Origin of the sequence: Sphingomonas sp. PAMC 26617 (assembly GCF_000242835.1) — a bacterium.
Classification (GTDB): Bacteria; Pseudomonadota; Alphaproteobacteria; order Sphingomonadales; family Sphingomonadaceae; genus Sphingomonas.
In genome coordinates this window covers 2,269,844-2,288,815 of record NZ_JH594425.1, presented here as the reverse complement: position 1 = coordinate 2,288,815, position 18,972 = coordinate 2,269,844, and the positions used below count along the sequence as shown (strand labels likewise).

23 protein-coding genes and 1 pseudogene are annotated in these 18,972 nt (G+C 59.5%); 6 read left to right on the top strand and 18 right to left on the bottom strand.

Features of this window, described 5'->3' with window-relative positions; genetic code table 11:
- Together RH91_RS10065 and RH91_RS10060 are read right to left on the bottom strand one after the other, a co-directional pair.
- Nucleotides 1-552, bottom strand: a complete 552-nt coding sequence (locus tag RH91_RS10065) for a hypothetical protein (RefSeq protein WP_010162597.1) — start codon at nucleotides 550-552, stop codon at nucleotides 1-3.
- A gap of 189 nt (nucleotides 553-741) precedes the next feature.
- On the bottom strand, nucleotides 742-1,344 hold the full coding sequence (locus RH91_RS10060) for a PEPxxWA-CTERM sorting domain-containing protein (RefSeq protein WP_010162596.1): 603 nt from the start codon (nucleotides 1,342-1,344) through the stop codon (nucleotides 742-744).
- 381 nt (nucleotides 1,345-1,725) lie between these two features.
- Between RH91_RS10060 and RH91_RS21630 the strand changes: the two genes are divergently transcribed.
- Nucleotides 1,726-2,385 carry a PEPxxWA-CTERM sorting domain-containing protein gene (locus tag RH91_RS21630; RefSeq protein WP_232283473.1) on the top strand — a complete coding sequence of 220 codons (660 nt, stop codon included), beginning with the start codon at nucleotides 1,726-1,728 and terminating at the stop codon, nucleotides 2,383-2,385.
- A gap of 159 nt (nucleotides 2,386-2,544) precedes the next feature.
- Here RH91_RS21630 and RH91_RS23600 read toward each other — a convergent pair.
- The 10 genes and pseudogenes from RH91_RS23600 to RH91_RS10030 all read right to left on the bottom strand — a co-directional run.
- A pseudogene (locus RH91_RS23600) lies at nucleotides 2,545-2,694 on the bottom strand (Arm DNA-binding domain-containing protein); the annotation flags it as partial.
- A 953-nt stretch (nucleotides 2,695-3,647) separates the two neighbouring features.
- Entirely contained in the window at nucleotides 3,648-4,748 is a 1,101-nt protein-coding gene (locus tag RH91_RS21620; RefSeq protein ID WP_010162595.1) for an acyltransferase family protein, read from the bottom strand.
- A gap of 146 nt (nucleotides 4,749-4,894) precedes the next feature.
- Nucleotides 4,895-5,707: a hypothetical protein gene (locus RH91_RS22360; RefSeq protein ID WP_157136898.1), complete on the bottom strand. Its 813-nt coding sequence runs from the start codon at nucleotides 5,705-5,707 to the stop codon at nucleotides 4,895-4,897.
- Nucleotides 5,708-5,834: 127 nt separating this feature from the next.
- Nucleotides 5,835-6,260: a hypothetical protein gene (locus RH91_RS10055; RefSeq protein ID WP_157136897.1), complete on the bottom strand. Its 426-nt coding sequence runs from the start codon at nucleotides 6,258-6,260 to the stop codon at nucleotides 5,835-5,837.
- A gap of 40 nt (nucleotides 6,261-6,300) precedes the next feature.
- Nucleotides 6,301-6,960, bottom strand: a complete 660-nt coding sequence (locus tag RH91_RS10050) for a hypothetical protein (protein ID WP_010162593.1) — start codon at nucleotides 6,958-6,960, stop codon at nucleotides 6,301-6,303.
- Nucleotides 6,961-8,030: 1,070 nt separating this feature from the next.
- The gene (locus RH91_RS10045; protein ID WP_010162591.1) at nucleotides 8,031-9,026 is read right to left on the bottom strand and encodes a mannose-1-phosphate guanylyltransferase; all 996 of its coding nucleotides are present in this window, start codon (nucleotides 9,024-9,026) and stop codon (nucleotides 8,031-8,033) included.
- Between the two features lie 526 nt (nucleotides 9,027-9,552).
- Entirely contained in the window at nucleotides 9,553-9,849 is a 297-nt protein-coding gene (locus RH91_RS22355) for a helix-turn-helix domain-containing protein (RefSeq protein WP_157136896.1), read from the bottom strand.
- A 645-nt stretch (nucleotides 9,850-10,494) separates the two neighbouring features.
- The gene (locus RH91_RS10035) at nucleotides 10,495-10,722 is read right to left on the bottom strand and encodes a helix-turn-helix transcriptional regulator (RefSeq protein ID WP_010162590.1); all 228 of its coding nucleotides are present in this window, start codon (nucleotides 10,720-10,722) and stop codon (nucleotides 10,495-10,497) included.
- Between the two features lie 64 nt (nucleotides 10,723-10,786).
- The gene (locus RH91_RS22350; RefSeq protein WP_157136895.1) at nucleotides 10,787-11,098 is read right to left on the bottom strand and encodes a hypothetical protein; all 312 of its coding nucleotides are present in this window, start codon (nucleotides 11,096-11,098) and stop codon (nucleotides 10,787-10,789) included.
- 3 nt (nucleotides 11,099-11,101) lie between these two features.
- On the bottom strand, nucleotides 11,102-11,749 hold the full coding sequence (locus RH91_RS10030) for a hypothetical protein (protein ID WP_010162589.1): 648 nt from the start codon (nucleotides 11,747-11,749) through the stop codon (nucleotides 11,102-11,104).
- A 154-nt stretch (nucleotides 11,750-11,903) separates the two neighbouring features.
- Here RH91_RS10030 and RH91_RS10025 point away from each other — a divergent pair, with 154 nt between their 5' ends.
- From RH91_RS10025 to RH91_RS23595, 4 genes are all read left to right on the top strand, one after another.
- Nucleotides 11,904-12,143 carry a helix-turn-helix transcriptional regulator gene (locus RH91_RS10025; RefSeq protein ID WP_010162588.1) on the top strand — a complete coding sequence of 80 codons (240 nt, stop codon included), beginning with the start codon at nucleotides 11,904-11,906 and terminating at the stop codon, nucleotides 12,141-12,143.
- Between the two features lie 241 nt (nucleotides 12,144-12,384).
- Nucleotides 12,385-12,825 (top strand): hypothetical protein, encoded by a 441-nt coding sequence (locus tag RH91_RS22345; protein WP_157136894.1) that lies wholly within the window; start codon nucleotides 12,385-12,387, stop codon nucleotides 12,823-12,825.
- 28 nt (nucleotides 12,826-12,853) lie between these two features.
- Nucleotides 12,854-13,744, top strand: coding sequence for a hypothetical protein (locus RH91_RS22340; protein WP_157136893.1), 891 nt, complete (start codon nucleotides 12,854-12,856; stop codon nucleotides 13,742-13,744).
- Nucleotides 13,738-14,028, top strand: a complete 291-nt coding sequence (locus RH91_RS23595) for an STAS-like domain-containing protein (protein ID WP_010162586.1) — start codon at nucleotides 13,738-13,740, stop codon at nucleotides 14,026-14,028. The genes RH91_RS22340 and RH91_RS23595 overlap by 7 nt, the downstream gene beginning before the upstream one ends.
- Before the next feature lie 48 nt (nucleotides 14,029-14,076).
- On the opposite strand, the gene RH91_RS10010 is transcribed toward RH91_RS23595, so the two are convergent.
- From RH91_RS10010 to RH91_RS23115, 6 genes are read right to left on the bottom strand one after another with little or no spacing between them, the layout of a single operon-like run.
- The gene (locus RH91_RS10010; RefSeq protein ID WP_010162585.1) at nucleotides 14,077-14,541 is read right to left on the bottom strand and encodes a hypothetical protein; all 465 of its coding nucleotides are present in this window, start codon (nucleotides 14,539-14,541) and stop codon (nucleotides 14,077-14,079) included.
- 4 nt (nucleotides 14,542-14,545) lie between these two features.
- Complete coding sequence (locus tag RH91_RS10005) at nucleotides 14,546-16,051, bottom strand: DUF3987 domain-containing protein (protein ID WP_010162584.1); 1,506 nt, start codon at nucleotides 16,049-16,051, stop codon at nucleotides 14,546-14,548.
- Nucleotides 16,048-17,088, bottom strand: a complete 1,041-nt coding sequence (locus RH91_RS10000; RefSeq protein WP_010162583.1) for a CHC2 zinc finger domain-containing protein — start codon at nucleotides 17,086-17,088, stop codon at nucleotides 16,048-16,050. Before RH91_RS10000 ends, RH91_RS10005 begins: the two co-directional genes overlap by 4 nt.
- The gene (locus RH91_RS09995) at nucleotides 17,085-17,549 is read right to left on the bottom strand and encodes a hypothetical protein (RefSeq protein ID WP_157136891.1); all 465 of its coding nucleotides are present in this window, start codon (nucleotides 17,547-17,549) and stop codon (nucleotides 17,085-17,087) included. The genes RH91_RS10000 and RH91_RS09995 overlap by 4 nt, the downstream gene beginning before the upstream one ends.
- On the bottom strand, nucleotides 17,546-18,001 hold the full coding sequence (locus RH91_RS22335) for a hypothetical protein (protein WP_157136890.1): 456 nt from the start codon (nucleotides 17,999-18,001) through the stop codon (nucleotides 17,546-17,548). The genes RH91_RS09995 and RH91_RS22335 overlap by 4 nt, the downstream gene beginning before the upstream one ends.
- Nucleotides 18,002-18,005: 4 nt before the next feature.
- Entirely contained in the window at nucleotides 18,006-18,203 is a 198-nt protein-coding gene (locus tag RH91_RS23115; RefSeq protein ID WP_081469526.1) for a helix-turn-helix domain-containing protein, read from the bottom strand.
- A 210-nt stretch (nucleotides 18,204-18,413) separates the two neighbouring features.
- On the opposite strand from RH91_RS23115, the gene RH91_RS09985 reads away from it, so the two are divergent.
- A complete protein-coding gene (locus tag RH91_RS09985; RefSeq protein WP_010162580.1) occupies nucleotides 18,414-18,971 on the top strand; it encodes a hypothetical protein in 558 nt (185 codons plus the stop codon).
- Nucleotide 18,972: the final 1 nt, after the last annotated feature.

The window sequence follows — 18,972 nt, the reverse complement described above, 5'->3', positions numbered from 1 at the left end:
TCAGTGCCGCGTCCCCGCGGCCAGGCTGGCAGGATCAACCGGAACCGACTCCGCCGCGCGCGGATGCGGATGATCGACCGGGGTGGCGGCGACGAGCTTGCGCATCACGCGCGCATACAGCGAATCGCCGGTGACGAGGTCGCCGTAACAGGGGTTGTTCGGATCTCCGGCGACCCCGTCGCCGGGGAAATAGCCGATCCGGTCGGTGACGACGTTCGCGCCCTCGCCGCGATAGAAGCCGACGAGCTGCTCGATCACCAGCTTGGCGCGGCCATAAGGCGTGCCCGTGCCGATATGCATCGACGACGGGATGAAGATGCCGGCCAGCCGCCGCCACTCCGCCAGATGCTGCGCCGCGCGCTCGACATGCCCGGCGGGATCCTCATGCTGATAGGCGCAGTCGAAGAGATAAGCGCGCACGTTGATCATCGGCCATTCGAGCGCCGCGATCGCCGGCCCGGTGACGACGTCATAGCCATCCGCTGCCAGCCGCCGCGCAAAAGCGCTGCCGACGCGCCCTTCATGGCCGTGAACGATCGCAATATGGCGCATTGAGCTTCCTCGAAAGTCCGGTCGGTCGACCGGATGATGGCGGGCTTCGGCGGGCGCGCCGCGAGGATGCGGACGCCCGTCGGAAGGAGGGGATGTCGGGGACGATCGCGAACCACGGTTCACGCTCGCCACGAAGGGCAGGCTACCGACCCGGCCGATCACAGGACCATCGCGCCATCGCAGGCGGCATCAGGCGAAAACGGGTGCCCGACGCTGCCGACGGGACCGCAACACACTGCCGATCGCTCCGAAGCCGACCAGCAACATGCCCCAAGTCGCGGGTTCAGGCAATGTCTGCGCGGGCCCCGCGAGGTCAAGCACGGCATCCGTGTCGTTCCAGCCCGACCGCATCGCGAAGTCCGCGACCCGGAAGGTCTCGTCCGAGCTCGTCCGGAACGTTACCTCGACCGCGAGCGGCGCAGCGGAGCTGCCGACCGCGCCCGAAAGAGCGGTCGTGCCGGCCGCCGCCAGCGCGTTGAACGTATAGGTCTGGCTGAACCAGTTCTGGAGGCAATAGCTCGGCAGCGGTGCCCCGGGCGGAAGCTGCCCGCAATATCGCCCCTCGGGCGCGAGCAGGAACGACAGCGTCATCGTATATGGCGTCGTCGCTCCGGAGAAGGTCTTCGCGGCATAACGGATCGCATAGGGAATGCTGCTGTTCGACACCGATATGCGGTACGGGTTCGTCGCGTTGAAATCGAAGCCCAGCGACGTCGCCGCCTGCGCGGTCCCTGCCGTCGCGAGCAACACGCCCAGAACCGCCGCCCGTGTGATCAAATACCCGAATCGCATGATGTTTTCCCCTCTTGCTGCCTGGGAGATGCGGGTCGGTAGGGGACGTGTCGACCAATCGGATGGCGCGTTGGCGGTGGCGTGTCAGGTTCCGGGACAAGACTGTCAGATTGCGGGACAGCGCCGCAAAGTTTCCCCCGGATCACGATCAATGCATGCAACAGAAGCAGCGCGACGGCGACAGCGAGCCGTCGGTAGTCAGTGGACGTGACTTTCGACGTAGCGGTCCGCGAACGCTCAATAGCTTAATCTCTCCAAGCCGTCGCGTTGGTGCGGCAGCTGCTGAGCAGCGTGATGCGTCGTGACGTCAAAAGCAGATGGGGTTTAGGTGTTGTTAATCCTTCCGAATTTTGCTCACTATGGGCGAACAGGGAGAATAAGATGAAATTGATTCGGAATATGTGCGGCGTTGCCGCATTTTTGCTTTGTGCCAACGCTGCGCAGGCTGCGACCATCACTGTCAACTCGACAACGAGCGGGCAAGACACGGCAGAATTCGTTAACGGGCGGTGGCAATTAAAAACTCAGGGAATGACCTTTTTAGGAGATGGTCCTACAATCATCTTCGGCAACTCTATCAAGACTTTCGACGGAACCATATTTGACGAAGGACGCGGTGAGGTCGTGTTTGACTCTGTTGATTTTGTGGTACGCAGCCTAACATTTGATCTTTCCCGTATTCACACAGGTATATCGTGCCCGATAACAAGTATTACCGATTGCAATACAGACAATCACATTATTGCAACGGCGTACGATATCACTGGGAAGATTATTGCATCGGTAGATAGCCTCAACCCGTTCTATGCATTTCGCGCGACTAGCGATATTGGCATAGCGCGTTTGGATTGGTCAGGGATAACGCCGACGACCCGTTACGATCCGCAACCCTACGCCAATGGTTCGTTGATCAGCAATTTGACGCTGACCGATGTTGTGCCGGAACCGGCTACATGGGCGATGATGCTCATCGGCTTTGGTATTGTGGGCGCCAGTGCACGACGCGCGCGGAATCATACGGTTCGTTTCGCTTACACCTGATCCAGTCCGACGATCTGCTCGGTGCGTTTGGAATACCGAGAATGTACGTGGATGCTCAATTCGGCGTAATCGAGCATCCACGTCGAACCTAGTCAGACCTGACATCGTTGAGCTCGACTTCAAATCTAGATTCAATATGGATCCCGTGATGCGCGCGGCGATTAGCGACACGTCGGGATAGGTCCCGATTGTCAGCAGATTTTCTTTGATGGCGTAGTGATACTTGAGCCGCCACGGCCGAATGCCGGTCGTCGAGACCAGCAGGGACAGCCCACCTAGGTCGTCGAACTTGTACAGCTTCTCCGCGGCTTTGACTTCGCGGGCTTCGGGGCGGTCAACATCGTCTCACCCCTCGATTGGGGGTATCTGCGCGGTGTCTTTTCGCCGGGTACCCCGCGGCTACCACCAAACGTCGACGATTTGCCCGTAATCTGCCCGACGCGCTCGGACGGTTAGTTTGGCCTGCTAAGGGGGTAAATAGACGTTCCCGGACGTTTCCGGAAGAACACATGGTGGACAGGGCTGGATTCGAACCAGCGTACGCTTGCACGGGCAGATTTACAGTCGGTCCGCGGCGGATACCGGGGAGTTCCGGGGGGTGCCGATGCTATTGATTTTACGGCATAATTACCCCTCGTATCCACCACCGACATTCCCGCAATGTCCGTGTAATGCCATGCACGATTACACAGGAATTGCACCGCCGCCGCTCTCCAAAGATGAGTGCAAACCTCAAGCCGGTCTGCCAAAACATCAGCGACGGATTTATCGTCTTGCCCACCTGACCGGCAATCAAGAGCCTGCTAGGCAATGGAATGGGGGAATCGTAACATGATAGCGCTCGTGATTATGGCAACTGCCGTTCCAAGCGGACATGGCGTCCTGGGCTTTGGAATGGGAGGCGTAAGTTGCGCCACAGCTTTTGAGCCAATAAACGAGCGCGCGGCATCTGAGTGGGTTTTGGGATTTTGGTCAGGTCGAAATTGGCAAAGTGTTTCCCAAATCGGCGGTTCGACCGATAGAGCGGGCATAGTGGCGGAGGTTAAACTCGCGTGCGCGAACGCACCCTCGCTCAACCTCATTCAGGCGGCATATCGGCTTTACGATCGGATGGCGAAAGAGGATCGATAACAGACAACGCAGCCGGGCGCGCCGCCGCCAAGGGCATTTCCTAATGAAGCGCGGGCCGACACCGCCTGGCGATACGCGACGCGGCTGACCGCGCTGGGGTTCGAGGCTGAAGCGCGGCTGCGGTGAAATACCTAGGGAAGCGTTTGAGCAACCGGGGCCGCCGACGACGAGTCTGACATTAAGGCTTTCCGCTTTGGTTTTAGCCGCAACGCTGGCCGTTCGATGAGATGCCACGATGCAAAAGCCAAGATCGCTACAATAGGGAGCGATATGGCAATGTTTGAGATAGGGCCACTCGATGTCTTCAACATCACGTATTGCTGAATCGGAAACGCCCAAAGGTAAGTTCCATAAGATAAATCACCTAGATTATCTATAGCGCTTGCATGGAGCCAACTACTTAATCCTAAGCTTAATACCGCAATGCTGATTGCCACTACAATTAAACCGGTCAGGATCGGAAACGGAAAGAGCGCCCACGCGGCTACGCATGCGCACGCTACGCCGAATGCGGTAGACCGGGTTCTTTCGGATAATGTCCCGAAATTCGCGAGGCGCAAAGCTGCGCCCATGGCAAAATAAGGTGCAAGGCCTATGCCCCAGCCCAGACTTAACCCATGGAAACTGAAACCAGAAACGCTTCTGAAGTGTAAGTTTGCATAGCAGATTGATACAGCGGCAACAACAAGTGCCCAGAAGGCTAGCCGAGGTCGCGCCAATGCGGCCCAAACAACGAGCGGTGTACCTAGGTAGAGTAGAAACTCCATTGGGAGCGTCCATAGCGACCCATTGACTTGGCTATGAATTGGTATATTTACAAAAACACCAGGAAGTGTCCATGTCGTCAGCATAAAAGAATTTCGAATAGCGTACTGATACACAAGCGAATCTGAAAAGTATGCGTGTGGTGTTAAAGTTGTCGCAAGCGGACCAATCAAAAAACTGGTGCCAAGCACTGCTACAACCAAACCAGGAACAATACGGATGATCCTCCTGAACAGGTATCTGACCACGTTATTATCTGATAGCCAACTCTGCGTTATCAAATAACCGGATATAGAAAAAAATATGCATACACCCACGGTGTGAAGCGGGATCGTTCCAAGCTCAAGCTGGTTGGTGCCAGTTATAATGTAGGCATGGCCTATCAGGACGATGAGAGCGCCTATCAGACGAAGCGTGTTGAAGCTGTTCGAAGCACGAGCATTCTCGTTGGTTCTTACTGTTCTCATGATATTTAAAATTCCCCACTCCCTTGGAAGGGCTGGCACATGCCGAGGGAGCGGGCAAGGTCAAAGCCACGAGCATCGCCCCATAAGGGGATAACTCACCCAGTAGATGTGGACGCCTCGCAATTCGCCGCATTCGTGGCAGATCATCAGCTCGCCACCAAGTTTGCCCACGCTGCATCGAACGATGCGTCTTCAACGAGATTGGGAATACCTATCTGGAAGATCGCCTTAGACGATGCTGGAACCGTGCCAGAAACAGAATACTTGACCCAGCTTGTGGTAAGCGTGATTTGCGCTGCGCCGACGTCGGGCGTGTGGTTGTTCGAACCATTTGTCACAGTCCCGAACATCTTCAGCTGTAGAACCTCGCCGCCCACCTTTCCTCGCAGATATACAGACGCGGTAACAGCAATGTTGCCCGTGTTTGCGGTAGTAGCGCACTCGACAGAAGGGAAACCGCTTGACGAGCTTGGGCTATTAAGACGGATCGTTGAGGCATCAAGCGTCGTTCCATCAGGACCAGCAACGGTGTTGTGAGCCGTAACCGTCGACGTCGCCGGGCTATAAGTAAACGAAGTATTTGACCAACCTGCAGCAGGCACAGCGCCGACCGCGGTCGCGACACCCTGACCAACGTCATCCGAAACGAGAAGGCCCGGACCGGGCTTTGCCGAAACGCCCGGAATAGCGGTTTTCTCCACGCTTTGCGGTCCTTCGCTAACGGCGTTGGTTGCCGTGGCAGTGTAATAATATGTGGTGCCGTTGGTAACCGCGGTGTCGACGTAAGGGAACGTCACATTAGCGACCATGGCGGTCGACTGCATCAAAGCCGATAGGTTCGAGGGAGTGACAACGGCAACCGGAGCAGCCGTTAGTTTACCCTGCGGGAGCATGGAATTGATCGTGTCGCGGGAATCAAGGCCGGTAGACCCGTTCAAGATTTTCGTAAGTACGGTCATGCTGCGTCCTTCCAAGGCGCGCTATCGGCCCATGTTGCTGAATCATCCCAGACGCCCCGCGCTAGGACGCCGAACAAAACTACGATTGTCCCTGACACGGACGAGACGACGCCAGAGAGAAGCCCGATCATCCGCCGAAGCCGCCGAATGCGAGCCACGCATTTGCGCCGACCTTTTTAAGCTGGCCGATGGAATATTGCCCCTTCGTCACCAGCGAGCCGAGATTTGTGACGATCGATGCGCCCGCCGCAGCCACCACCGTAACCGCGCCCGCCCCCATCTGCGTAACGGTGACGACCGCGCCGATTGGAAGCCAGCCCGTGCCGCCAAGCGTCAACGTCTGCGCACTTGGGCTGTTGAAAATGTAATCGCTGGCAGTGTGCGTGACGTTCGCCGCCGCCGCCGTAATGCTCCGCCCGGACTGCTGATAATCAGATGCCATCTCGACCCGATCGTCTGCCCCGCCGGTCGCCTTGAGGACCGCTTCATCGGGGCCGAAATACACAGTGTTGGCGTTCTGCCCGTTATAGGGGCGCGTTAGACGAACAGGCACAGGCGGAACTCCTAGTGGATCGAGGGGGCGGCGGCGGCGATCACCACAGCTTGACGGGGGCGGGAGAGCCGTTGCCTTGCGACAGAAGGCTATTCAGCGACGGCTTGCTGAACTGCCCGCCTAACTGGCTCACAATGCCCTGTAGGGCCGCGTAGGGGATGGCAGAGGCGGAAGCGTTGGCATTACCAAGCAAGCTCTGCGTCTGCGCCTGCTGACCGCTGTACGCCTGCGACGCGCCCGCCATTTGCCCGGTTGCGCCCGCGCCCGTGCTGACCAGCCCGCCGAGGTTGGCAAGCTGCTGCTGGATCGTAGTTGCGAGTGTGTTCGCACCGAAGTTTGCGAGGCTGCTTTGCATGTTGCCACCACGCAAACCGCCCGTTGCAGCACCATTCTGAAGGATCGTGTCCGCACCCTGATTAAATAGGGATTGGAACCCCGGCGACGCTTTCAGCGCGTCGATCGCGGTCTGTTGCGCGCCGTTTCCATTAAGGCCGGTGAGATCCTGGACCCCACCGAGCGCCTGTGTTCCAGCCGCCTGATAAGGGGCGAAATTCTGCTGCGTGATATTAAATTGGCGTTGGGTTTCGGCCAAGCTTGCCTGTTGCGCCTTCGCCTGCTGTTGGGCGGCTCTCTGCGCCCCCTTGCCGCCGGTAATCCCGCCGAGGATTGACGCACCCGCGCCGATTAATGCCGAGGCCATATCAATGCACCGTCACGTTAAAGTTGCTGGTGTCGCCACCAAGGACGATCGAGGCCAAGGCTTCCCAGCCTCCCGGACTGATTAGCGCTGCCTCAAAATGGGGTGTCGTTATGATCCGCTGAATAACCGGCAGGCATCCGAGCGATGAACACTCAACAATGAGACTAGCCAATGTCGCCGCGCACAGTATAGATGCCGTTTCGCATCCTGAACCATATAGGTTAGTCTTGGTGGCGTAGGGTGTGGCGTTCCTCATGACACAGAGGGTAGCGCATAAGGACTTTGGTTGCTTGTGTCCTACTTTGCGAGGTCACATCCATTGACGCATACGTTACTTAAAGACCTAACGCCGTCCGCATGCGCAGCGGCGTCCCGCAGCCCTTTACGGGGTGCAATAACTCGCACCATGCCGCCCCAGGCCAGCGCGCGGAACCGTAACCGTTCCCTATTTTATGGTGAAGACCGCGGCGGCGGCGCGATCTGTGACGCACATGACTGCCTGACAAAACTAATTCAGCGCGCGCGTATGACTGCCTCGCAAAAGTCCCCTCGTCCTCGCGCACGCGCGCGATGTCGAGCGATTGGCCTGTATCTCGCCTGCACTTTACTGGCTCATCATCGCCTCGCGCACGCACGCGCGCGATGTCTAACGTTTGCTCTCGCGCGCCCGCGCGTATTGGTCCCGAAACCCCGCCGATTAATTATCTAGCAGCCGACCTATCGGCACTAATGGCACTAACGGCATTGCTGTCGGTCTCTATCTGAGCGTTTCTAGCAGTGCCCTCGTGTCGTAACCAAAAAAGACTACTAACTAACTTATGTTAAGAAAAATGGGGGTGCGAGGGGGTGAGACAGAGAGAGTGACCCCGTGCCGTTAGTGCCAATAGTGCCAATAGCGCCGTTTCGACCCCAAACCCCGCCGCGCTGCCAGAACCTTTAGGGACTCCGAAAACCCCCTCCATGCTAGCTCGGAAAGGACCAGACCATTCGGCCCGTACCGGCAGGGCCAGAAAAGGGCCGAGGAATTGCTCCCCCGGCCTTTTTTGTAGCTCGATCAGATTGCAGTCAGCTTAGCGCTTCATCGCCTCGATCAGTGCCTTGACCTCCTGGCTGCGTCCGCGCGGCAGGATCAGGATGTCGTTGCCGCTTGCGACCACGATCAGATCCTCGACCCCGATCATCGCAACGCGAGCACCATCGCTACGGACCAGACAGTTGTGGGTGTTGATCGCGATCACCTCGCCATCGTTCTGACCGGCATGCGCATTCCCGTCCGCATCGTGCTCGCTGATCTCGTGGAGTGCATCCCAGCTCCCGAGGTCGCTCCAGCCCATGCTCACGCGGACCACCGCGACCTGCTCGGCCTTTTCCATCACCGCATAATCGATCGAATCCAACGGTGCCGCCCCGAACGCGTCCGCATCGGGGAAAATCCGAAAACCGTCGCGCCGCGCATCTGTCATCGCGTGCTGGCATGCCGTCAGCATCTCCGGGGCATGGACCGCCAGAGCCCCGAGATAGGCATCCGCGCGGAATAGGAAGATGCCGCCGTTCCAGGCATGATCCCCCGCCGCAAGCATCGCCTCGGCGGCATCGCGAGGCGGCTTCTCGACGAACCGGGCGACGCGGTGGACCCCGCCCGAAATTTCTTCACCGATCCGGATCCAGCCATAGCCGGTCTCGGGCGCATGCGGATCGATCCCGAAGGTCACCAGCCAGCCCTGCTCGACCAGCGGCAGCGCCGCCTCGATCGCGGCGTGGAAGGCGGGAACGTCGAGAATGACGTGATCCGACGGCATCACCAGCAACGGTGCGTCGCCAGGGGCCGCGAGCGCGGCGAGCGCGATGGCGGGCGCGGTGTTGCGACCGACTGGTTCGAGGATCAGCGCCTGCGCTGCGGCACTCACCGCGTGCAACTGTTCCTCGACCATGTCCGCATGCCGTGCATTGGCGACGACGATCGGTGCGGCAAACCGTTCGCCCTGCGCGCGCTTTGCGGTCAATTGGAGCATCGTGTCTTCAGCAGTGAGCGCGAGCATCTGCTTGGGCATCGCGGGGGTCGACATCGGCCACAAACGCGTCCCTGAACCTCCCGACAGGATGACTGGGACAATTGGCGAGGACTTTGGCATTCGTACGACTCCTTGTTCGCGCGGCTCTAGCGCGCGTGCGCGGATTTAGTAACTACCCGCGATCTGCCGCGCCCGCGCCGATCCGACTGCGGAGAGCAAACGGCCCGCATTGTCGGGCGTGACAAGCGGGCCGGTAATCATGGGGGCTGGCTATCGAACTAGGGGGCAAAAAAGGCGTCGGTTTGAGGTCGTCACAACAGGAAGATGAACCGCGAACCCTGCCACGGCATCAGATCAAAGGTTGTCATCCATCCAAGTGACAAAAGCTTTCGCCGCAAAGTATAAAACCCACAGAGGCAGGAATAGAACGACAGCCCATAAAGGCCGCATTTTCTGCTGGTCGCTCAAAGTGCCTCTCCTTCGCAATGCCGCGATCGGCTTCCCCGGGTCGGCGCAGCTCCTAACAGTGGTCATAGACTCGAGGACTTACGGCAATCTGTACGCGGCATTAGGATGCGGTTCATGAGCGCTTGCGGGTCGCGCCTTTCCTTGCAGCTTGCAGGGCCATGAAGCCGGGCTGATCACCCTTCAGAACCGGACTGCCGGGACGGCGGCTGGAAACTCTTGAAGATGAGCTTGGGCTTTCAATTTTTCGGCGCGAAGCGACGTATTCGTCGCAGTCTTCGGTGGTGTATCGAAACAGCCGGTTGGTCAGTGCAATGTAAGCGATCTCCCCGGACTGGCGAAGCTTCCGTAGGGTGCGTTCGCTGATGTTCAGACGAGCCGCAGCATGGTCTGCGGTTAGCAGGTCGCTCATCGCCCGCGGTCCTTGTCGCTTACGATGGCATTCAGGGAGTCACCACACGGTAGGCAACACTGTCTAGATGTCCAATCGTAGGCGACTCGTCTATCCGATGCTGCCAATCGACGCGGTCCGCTTGCTTGGGACCCATGACACGCCCATTCCGCAACCGGACTTCGACGGACGCACGCAATGACACTGGGCATTTGCCGCCGTTCCATTCGATCCAATCTGCGGCGGTCATGGGGTCGGGTCCTCTCGTGCAACGTCGGAGATGTCGGCCATTCCCCACCCCTTTAAGCTTTTTCCTCGAAGTCGGGAATGACACCGCCGAGCTGCCGGGGTGGTATAAGCAGAGCGGCAGTCATAGGATCATGCCAAAGCCTTACTGTGATGCCTTCGGCTTAAGAACGACATCCCACGGGTTCACCTGAAGCGCTGGCCCTGTCGCCGGCTCCGCGGCGATTGTGATGCTGCCGTTCGGATCGATCGTCACGCTAGCGATGGTCAAGCCACCCTTGCGTGCACCGGAGACTGCCCGAGCGACGTCGGACTGTGTGAATCGTGCGGGGGCGGTCATTGCCCAGCTCCCGGGCTGCGGTTTTTCCGCGTTGCTATGTCCATGCTTCGGTTCCTCAATTTACCATGAGAACAACCGCCTCACGCGCGGTACCCGAGCGGATCGGCGATGAAGTCGTCGATGTCGCTTTCGTACCAGTAGACGGCGCGAATGCTGAGTTTCTGGCATTGCGGGAATGTGCCCTCTGCCATGCGGCGGTACACAGTCGAGCTGGCAAGGCTCGTGCGGCGACGGACTTCCGGAAACCGCAACAGGCAATCGCGCCTGCGGTCCTTTTGGATTGGTGAGGTTGCGATGGCATCGGTCATTTTTCCAACTCCTTTTGTCGAGTTACAGGCGGGCCGGACGTTCCATGTGCGGCCCGCCTGCCGCTTAATGCTGCGTATGGGCGGCTAGGGCACTCGCCACAGCATCGCTTGCACTCGGTTGCTCGCACCAGTGCCCGAATGCTGCGTAAGCCTCTGCACCATGCTCATGATAGGCTCGCAACAGCTCGTCTCCTACCTCAAGCCGGATGGCGGCGAGGGCTTCGACACGGTAGCCGACATATTCGGCCCAGCGATCGGTCGCGTTGCCGTAGCGGCTGGTGCATTCGGCATAGACGGGCGGAAGGACGGCGCACGAGGCTAGCAGCTTTGCGGCGCGGCGATCCTGCGTCCAACAGGCGAGGTTGGCGGTTGCCATCGTTCAAGCCTCCCGTGCAAGGCGGGCGACGTCGGAGGCAATCATTATCCCGGTGCCTTCATTGCCGAGCGAGTCCCATTGCATGACCTTCGCCATCTTGGCGTTGAGGTCCGCGATCGAGGCGCAGGGGAACGCAATCACAGCGTCGATGGCGCGGGACAACGCGTCGCAAAGCGCATCATCCCGGTCATGCGCGGCGTGCATAATCTTCGTGCTGGCTAGCTGATCGATCTTACGCGACCGCCGCCAGTAACCGGCGAGAAAGGCGCGAGCATCGCGAACGTAAGCCTCGGCGCGTGACCCACGGCTAACAGCCTTCGCGATCATAAACATCGACTTGTCGTCGGTGCTGTAGCGGATCGGCTTACCGCTCATATCGTCGGTGCCCATCATGGTGAAATGCGGGAACGCCTCGCGCTCCTTCAACCACGCCTGCCGCGCCGGTTCGTACACCTCGCGGGTGTAATTGTCGGAGGCGGCCTCTGCGGCCTGCGCGGCAGCAATCAGGCGGGCCAGCTCGGGGGAGACGCCGCCAGCCGGGGCGGAAAGAGCGGCGACGGGTGCGGCGGCAGCAACAGTAACTGCGGCAACACCCAGTCCGATCGTTCCGAAGATGGCGCGGCGGGTGGCTTGCGTGGTAAGGGCGTTCATAGTCGTGTCCTCTCTCAGTGAGGTTGCGATGAGGCCCGGTGCGTCGTTGGTAGCTTCGCATCGGGCCGTCAGTGGCTGTGAACCATCTGATAACCATTAAACTAATGGTTTAGACGGATTGCGTCAACCACTAAAGCGAGTTATTTACTCGTTTATGGATATGACCCCGCAACAGTGCCGTATGGCGCGCGCCGCCCTCGAATGGTCGCAACAGCAGTTGGCCGATGCCGCCGCCGTGCGACAGACCACCGTTTCTGATTATGAGCGCGGGGGCGATGCGCGCCGCTCCACGGTGCAGAAGCTACGGGCCGCGATGGAGCAGGCCGGGGTGGTGTTTGTCGGCGCTGGTGAGGTTTCTATGAGCGGTGGCGCGGGCGTCCGCGCGGGGAATTGAAGGCGGGCCGTCAGCCCTATGAAATTGCGCGAGAGCAGGCCGCGCGGCGTTGTTCCGCCGTTGCTAACAATGGCGATAAACACCATCCTAGCGCAGCGCACGAACTGCCGTAGCTCCACGGGAAGTGCGCTATGCCATGTGTCAGCCAGACGACGCGTCCCGAACCAACTCGGCAGGGTGACACTGAGGGCCATAGCTTTTGGGTAAAGCTGGCCCTATTCGGTGCCTAACGAGGTGGCGCATGGCTGACACAACTAACGACCCACAGGGAACCTATGAGCTGCCATCAGGCCAGGATTGGTTGCTTACTCAGCTCGTCCAATGGGCTGAATTAGGTCTCGCCACGGGGGTTACCCTTTTGGTGAACGGAAGCGTGCTTTCTGGCATTACAAGCAGCGAGCGCGCCTATATCAATTCACTGAAAGAAGGCTTTGCGGAAGGTCTGGCTGGTTCATCTGCGGCTGGCGGAGTCGACAGGGCGTTTGCATCAATATTGGAAGCAGTTGACGCTGCGCAATCGGATGAAGGGCCTATCCCTTATCCTAGTTACATTCACCTCACTTCAGCCCAGGTGTTTTCGCCTGGAAGCGAGCCCCTTCCCTCCAAACAGGCCATTTCCATAAGAGTTAAGCTGGCGTCCGTGGACAGCTTTAGTCTTGGAAAGATGATAAACTCGAAGTGACGGCACTTATGCCTTCGGGTTGCGCGCTGTGACAACGACGGTCTATTTGCCTCGTCGTTTTGAAACAGACGCGATCTACAACTTCCTCAACTTCTTAGTTGATGAGGAAGGTAGGCCCATTGACGATCATATCGTCTTCGATTTTAGGTATCTAAGCTTCATCAATGGAACGGGGTTCACGGCACTATTCAATACGATTGAATGGTTGGGAAAACGAGGTGTTCGCCGTCAATTTGCTAAGCCCCCCGTAATGTCGCAGGCAATATCCTATCTTGATGACTGCGGATTTTTCAATCGTTTTTTAGGAAAGTCTTTGTCTGAAACTGCGCGGGTAAGGGGGACGACTTTACCCTGCTCTAAAATCCCTCACGCGGAGGGGCATGCGTGGTTAGAATATACGCTAACTCCTTGGCTGACAGACGTTCTGCGCGTTCCGCCCGCGGCAATCGCGAGCGTGAAAACGTGTATGAAAGAAATTTTTAACAACATTGCCGATCATTCGACGGAGCAGATCGGTTGCGTTCACGCCCAGCATTATCCTCAAATCAAGCAAGTGCGATTGACCGTTTCGGACTTTGGTCGCGGCATTCCTGAGACGATAAGAACCGTGCATGCAGGGCTTGATGACGCCCAGGCTATCTTGACCGCCTCGCAGGAAGGTGTGACAGCAAGGAGCAACCCCCAGAACCGGGGGGTTGGATTGGATTATCTGATTACCCACGTAATGGCCAACCATGGCAGGGTAGCGATATATTCACACTCAGGGTCGCTTATATGCGGGACCGGGAATGCGGACGGACCCCCCTTTCGCACTCCGGTTTTAAAATCCGGGCTCTATCCCGGGACCATGGTGGATATAATGCTGCCCACTGACCGTTTCGTGGGTGATGAAATGGGTACGGAGGACTTAGAATGGTAATTGCCGCTCTCGACCACGTCCCGCAGTGCTATACGTCGGCTGATGGCTTGGTGATCGCCGGGACGATACGCCGGTGTCTACGCCAAGGCGGGGCAACGTTGTCATTTTTCGGGGTCGATGACGTTCCCTCGTCATTTGTAAACTCCGCGATTGTTTCGCTTCTCGATGAGTTCTCGAGTGACGAGATCCGGAAACGCTTGTCCATCGTGGATAGCAATCGCCAGATCAACGACATGATACGTCGTTGCATGATGAACGCTGCGAGGGCACCGGAGTATGCGTAAGCATAAATACTTCAGTTAGTTATCGAGGGATCGGTGGGTCAGTTCCCTTCAGCGCCCAAACTCCCAAAGCATCACAGGAACAACGCTAGGTTGCACCCCATGCTGCGGCCCGTTCCGCACGAACACGCCGCGATTGATCCCGTCACCGGCCACACATAGCCGCTCGTCTAGCAGCGTGACGGATCGACCGGCCAGCCACACGGCCAGCCCTTCAAAGTCCCAGCTATCACGCGCGCCGACCCCGAACAGATCCCCGACTGTCCACCCCAAGGCCAGCGCACTAGCCGCCCAGCCGTCGCGCGCGAGGCGTTGCGCATCCTGGACAACCTCGCGCCAATTATCCGCCTTTTCGATCTTCGCGGGCGGCGGCAGGGAAGAGAGCCGGGAAAGGTTGCGGTACAGGTCCGCGTCTAGCCCGTAGCGATCGATTACGGGGGCAGGGCTAGTGTCGGTGCCCGCTTCCCCCGCCTGTGCTGCTAGCGCCTTTGCAGCGACCTCGCGCCACCCAGCCACCGGGCTACCCGAACACGGCGGGGTTGACGGTGTAGTCTTTGCTGGCACGTCCCGGCGTATTGCCTTGGCGTTCCTTCAATGCTCGCAGCCATCCCGCTTCCTCCAGCGCCTCGGTTGCCGCGTCCACGTCCTGGGCGTGCTTAAGCGTGGCAATCCCACTGGTACGGCGAATGTCGCGCGCATTGATCCGGGTGGCGCGGTTCTTCACGATGTAGCGGGCCAGCGCCGCCGCATTGCGCTCAGTTTCCGGCAATGCCGCATCACCGAATACCCGCAGCGCGCTAGGCTTGGCGTAGTCGTCCACGAACTCGAGAACCGCGGCGAGGGTAGCCACGCTGATCGTTTCCGGTTCGCGCCCGCCCTTCGCCGCCCATGTCAGCAGCTCGACTACCAGCGCGAGACGCAGGACCATGCCGCGGAGCTTGCCGCAAAAGCCTTTGTAAAGGCCCGACGCCTCCCGCACTGCTACGTCATTGTCGCGTATCCATTCCTCGAAAACATCGGCGGCGGCGGTGTCGAGGTACAACGCATAAGGCGCGATCCGCCCACGCTCCAAACGTTCGGCCTGGATCTGGTGCAAGCGGCGGTAGATCGTTTCAAGCTGGCTTACGTCCGCGATATTCTTGGGGCGCTTGTAATCTTGGGAGTCCGGCCAGACCCAGAGGAAACGGGGCACTAGGCCATCATCGCCCGTGTTCAGCAGGCATTCGCGCAGCTTGTCGGGTTGGATACCGCCAAGTACCGACACCCCGTTAAAGGGAACCGTCACCACGCCCGCCTTGTTGCCCTTGCGGTCAATTGTGTGTTCGCGCCCACCGTACGCCTCGAGCCAGAACTCACGACCGCCAGGCGAATACCGTTCAAAACTCAGCAGCCACGCGGCCAGCTCGTCCCGCTTGTGAAGCGTCCCGTTCGGGTTGCCTGCCAGAATGTCGCAAAGCGCCTCGGGGGTGGCGTCCTGCACCACCAGCCGCATCCGTTGCGGCTCGACAGGATCGACTGCCGCCTCTGGCATATCTGGCGTGGCTACGCCGTCCTTGGTCGCGGCTTTCACCTTGCCTTGCCATTCGGATCGCTCTTGCCGTGCCCGTTCGGCCACCGTCTGAAACGAGATTAGCCGGGCCTCGTGCTGCGTGGCTAATTCGCTTTCCATCGCGCGCAACGGGCCGGTGGCGGCATCGATCGCGGGGGACTTGTTAGACGAAGGATCACCGACAGGGGCGACCCATAGGATGCAGGGTTCTTCCCAAGTCGAACTTACGAACGGCTTAACGCTGCGCTTTGCCCCGATGAGCGACGCGGCGACCCCGAGCACGCCAACCGCGACATAATCGACGGGCGAGCCTGCGCCCTCCGCCAGATCATTAATCAACGGCCACAGGTTGCCGAAGATCGCGCGGGGCATTGTCGGCGGCGTCGTGCGGCCACCGGCAAGGATCGACATATCGGGGGCGGGCCAGCTCGTCACAGGTTCGGCGCGATCGGCAAGCGCCAGCGCGATAGCGTTCATGACCGAATCCCCCGCAATTCGTCGTTCCAGTCCTTCGCCCATTCGACGGGAAACATCTGCAGCACCTCAAGACCGCGTAGCTCGAACTCGACCACGCACTTGCCGACCGCTTCCCGGCCAGCCGGGTTGTTGTCGCATGCCAAGGTGATCCGCTTCACCGTCTCAGGGAGGCACAGACGGGGCATAAGAGCCGTTCCGCACGCGACATAGACCGCACTACCCGGAAGCGCCTGCGCAAGGGTGAGGCCATCCTCTGGCCCCTCACAGAGCGTTAAATGGGTAGGCGGTGGCGCGGTGCGATCGGAACCGCTGGCACGGAATGCCGAGCCCATGATTGAGCCGTAACTCAGCTTGGCCTTAGCCTTGGTGCCGTCCGAGTTGACGCGCGCATATTTGCGTTTGCCGCCGTCAGCGAGAAACACGCATTGCACGCCCACCAGATCGCCCGCCACGTCCTGCAACGCGCAGACCATAGCGGGGTAGCTGCGCCCAACCTCGCCCGTCTCAGGATCTCGCCACCGCGGGATTGTGGCGAACCGGACGGTGTTGGGAAGCGGTTCCGTAATACCGCGTGACAGAGCATAGACCTGCGCTGGCGTACCTTCTGCGCCCTTGGCTTGGTCCCATATCTCGCGGGCGAGCTGCACCCGCGCTGCTAGGATCGCATCGCTTTCGGCCTTGCGCTTGGCCCGGTCCTCCTCGGTGACAAGCGGAAGGGTGCTGCCGGCAATTGCGCGGTATGCCTCGCCAAAGGTCATCCCCTCGCGCTTTATCAGGAACGCGAACATATCGCCGCCGCCGCACCCGCCCCAACAGTGCCACGTGCCCTTGTCATTGTTCACCTCGAAACTAGGCGAACGCTCGTCGTGGAGGGGGCAAAGCCCGACCATCTCGAGCTTACCGCGGCGGTGCAGCTTCGTATAAAGCCCCACCACATCGGAAATGTTGTGATTGGCCTTCACCTCATCCACCAGACGGCGGAAGGCGTGCGGATCGGACGGCTTGCGATCGTATGATTTGCGGGTTGCCTGGGTCATGCCGTGCCCCCCTTCACCGTCGACAGCAGGACCGGGCGACCCGGCGCTAGCTTCCCGAACAAGTTGGCCCAGTCGGCTTCATGGCGCGGTCGCGTTTCTACGATCATCGCATTCTTGCCGCCGACCGCTACCGCTGCCCCAGCCGCGTAAATCTCGTCAGAAGGCGCACCAGCCACGATTACGAAAGCATCAGTGTTGCGGATCGCAGCAAATAGCGATGCAGTGTGGAAACCGTTCGGACCTAAAGACCGAGTGGTATCGTCACCGACCAGCAGGACGGCGGCGCGCTTCTTTTTATTGTCGGTCGGGACCGAGAACCGCCCTGACTTTTGAGACACGAATAGCAAGCCCACCGGCCAGTCTCGAACGGCCAGCAGCACCGGGTAAAGATGTGGTGCGCAATGCTGCATTGCATAATCGAGGCGCGCGTTCGTCGCCTTTGCGTGATGCACGTCCATCATGCTTCGCCCTCCATCCGGTCAAGGACGGTGGCACGCCAAACGATCGCGCGCCGACCTGAGACGTTGCGGCGGCGTGCGCCGGTGTCCCGGATCACCGACTTTCGCAGCAGCTCGGTAAAGCGGGGTTGGAGGGAATAGCGGGCATAGCCTGCGATTGCGCACGTCTCGTCCACCGTGAGGCCGTCAGGATGCAAGCAAAGCACCTTATGCACCACAGCGCGGAGCTGCATCGCTACCGGTGCGATTGCAGCGGCGGCTTCGGCGGACGTGTCCACCGCATAATGTCCGGGTCCGTTGTCATATTCGCCGCCAGCAAAAGCCGATTGAACGGTCGGAGCGGAACGGTTAGAAGATGCGGTAACGCTGGTTGGCGTTTCATACATGGGGGCTGGCACTGTGGCGGTGCCGGTCCCTTTGGCGTTTTGGGCGGTGGCCCTTTCCTTGTTGGTCATCCGATCACCCCGCGTTGCCAGAGGCGAACGCGCGCAGATCATCGATCTGATAGAACCGACGCCCCCCGACCATACGGGACCGCGGGCCTTTGCCCAGTCGATGCCATTCGGCCAGCGTCTTCGGACGATACCCTAAAAATTTCGCGGCTTCGGAACGGGCAACCCGTCCGTCTGGCAATACCAGAACCTTAACATCAACCATCGTTCGGCCTCCATATGGTTATCGCACGCTATGCCGTGCAGGAACCTTATGCACTATTGTGGGCTTGCATGGCAAGATACTGCATGTCATATGCTGCGGTATCCAATGGGAGGTTATGGAATGTCGGACGCGCAGACTTCGCTACACGCGAAAAAAAATGTTGGGGGGCGGCCACCAGAACGGGGCGAGTCGAAGCGGTCCCCGATAAGTATGCGGACGACCCCGGCGATTCGCGTCGCGCTTGAGGAAGCCGCAGACCGTGGGGGCCGGTCACTTGCACAAGAGATAGAGCAGCGCCTCGAACGGTCGGTTGCCGCCGATCGCGAAGCGGGCAGTCCAGCCACCGCCGCGTTCCTCGCCTCAATAAATGCGGACATTGCCGACATAGAAGCCGCCACCGGGAAAGGCTGGACGGCGGATATTGCGACTTACGGTGCCGTCCGCCATGCGATCGCGGAAGCGGTCGCGGACCTCATGCCTACGCCAGCCGAATATGCTGACGCGTTGCGACAAGCGATTGTCGACATGCGGGCATTAGGGAAGGTCGCGCACCTTGCCGACGACGCACGCAACGCAACTCTCCCGGCAGGAATGGTTTTGGACGCGGATAAGGTCGCGGCGCTGCAAGCTGAAATGGAAGCGGAAACTATGGGGCGCGTTGACGCACTGCGAGCCGACCTCGAAAACAAAGCCGCCGCGGGAATTACCATTTTCGAGGAAATACGCACCAGTCGCGAACAGATGGCGCAGCTTCGGCGGAGCGCCTGAT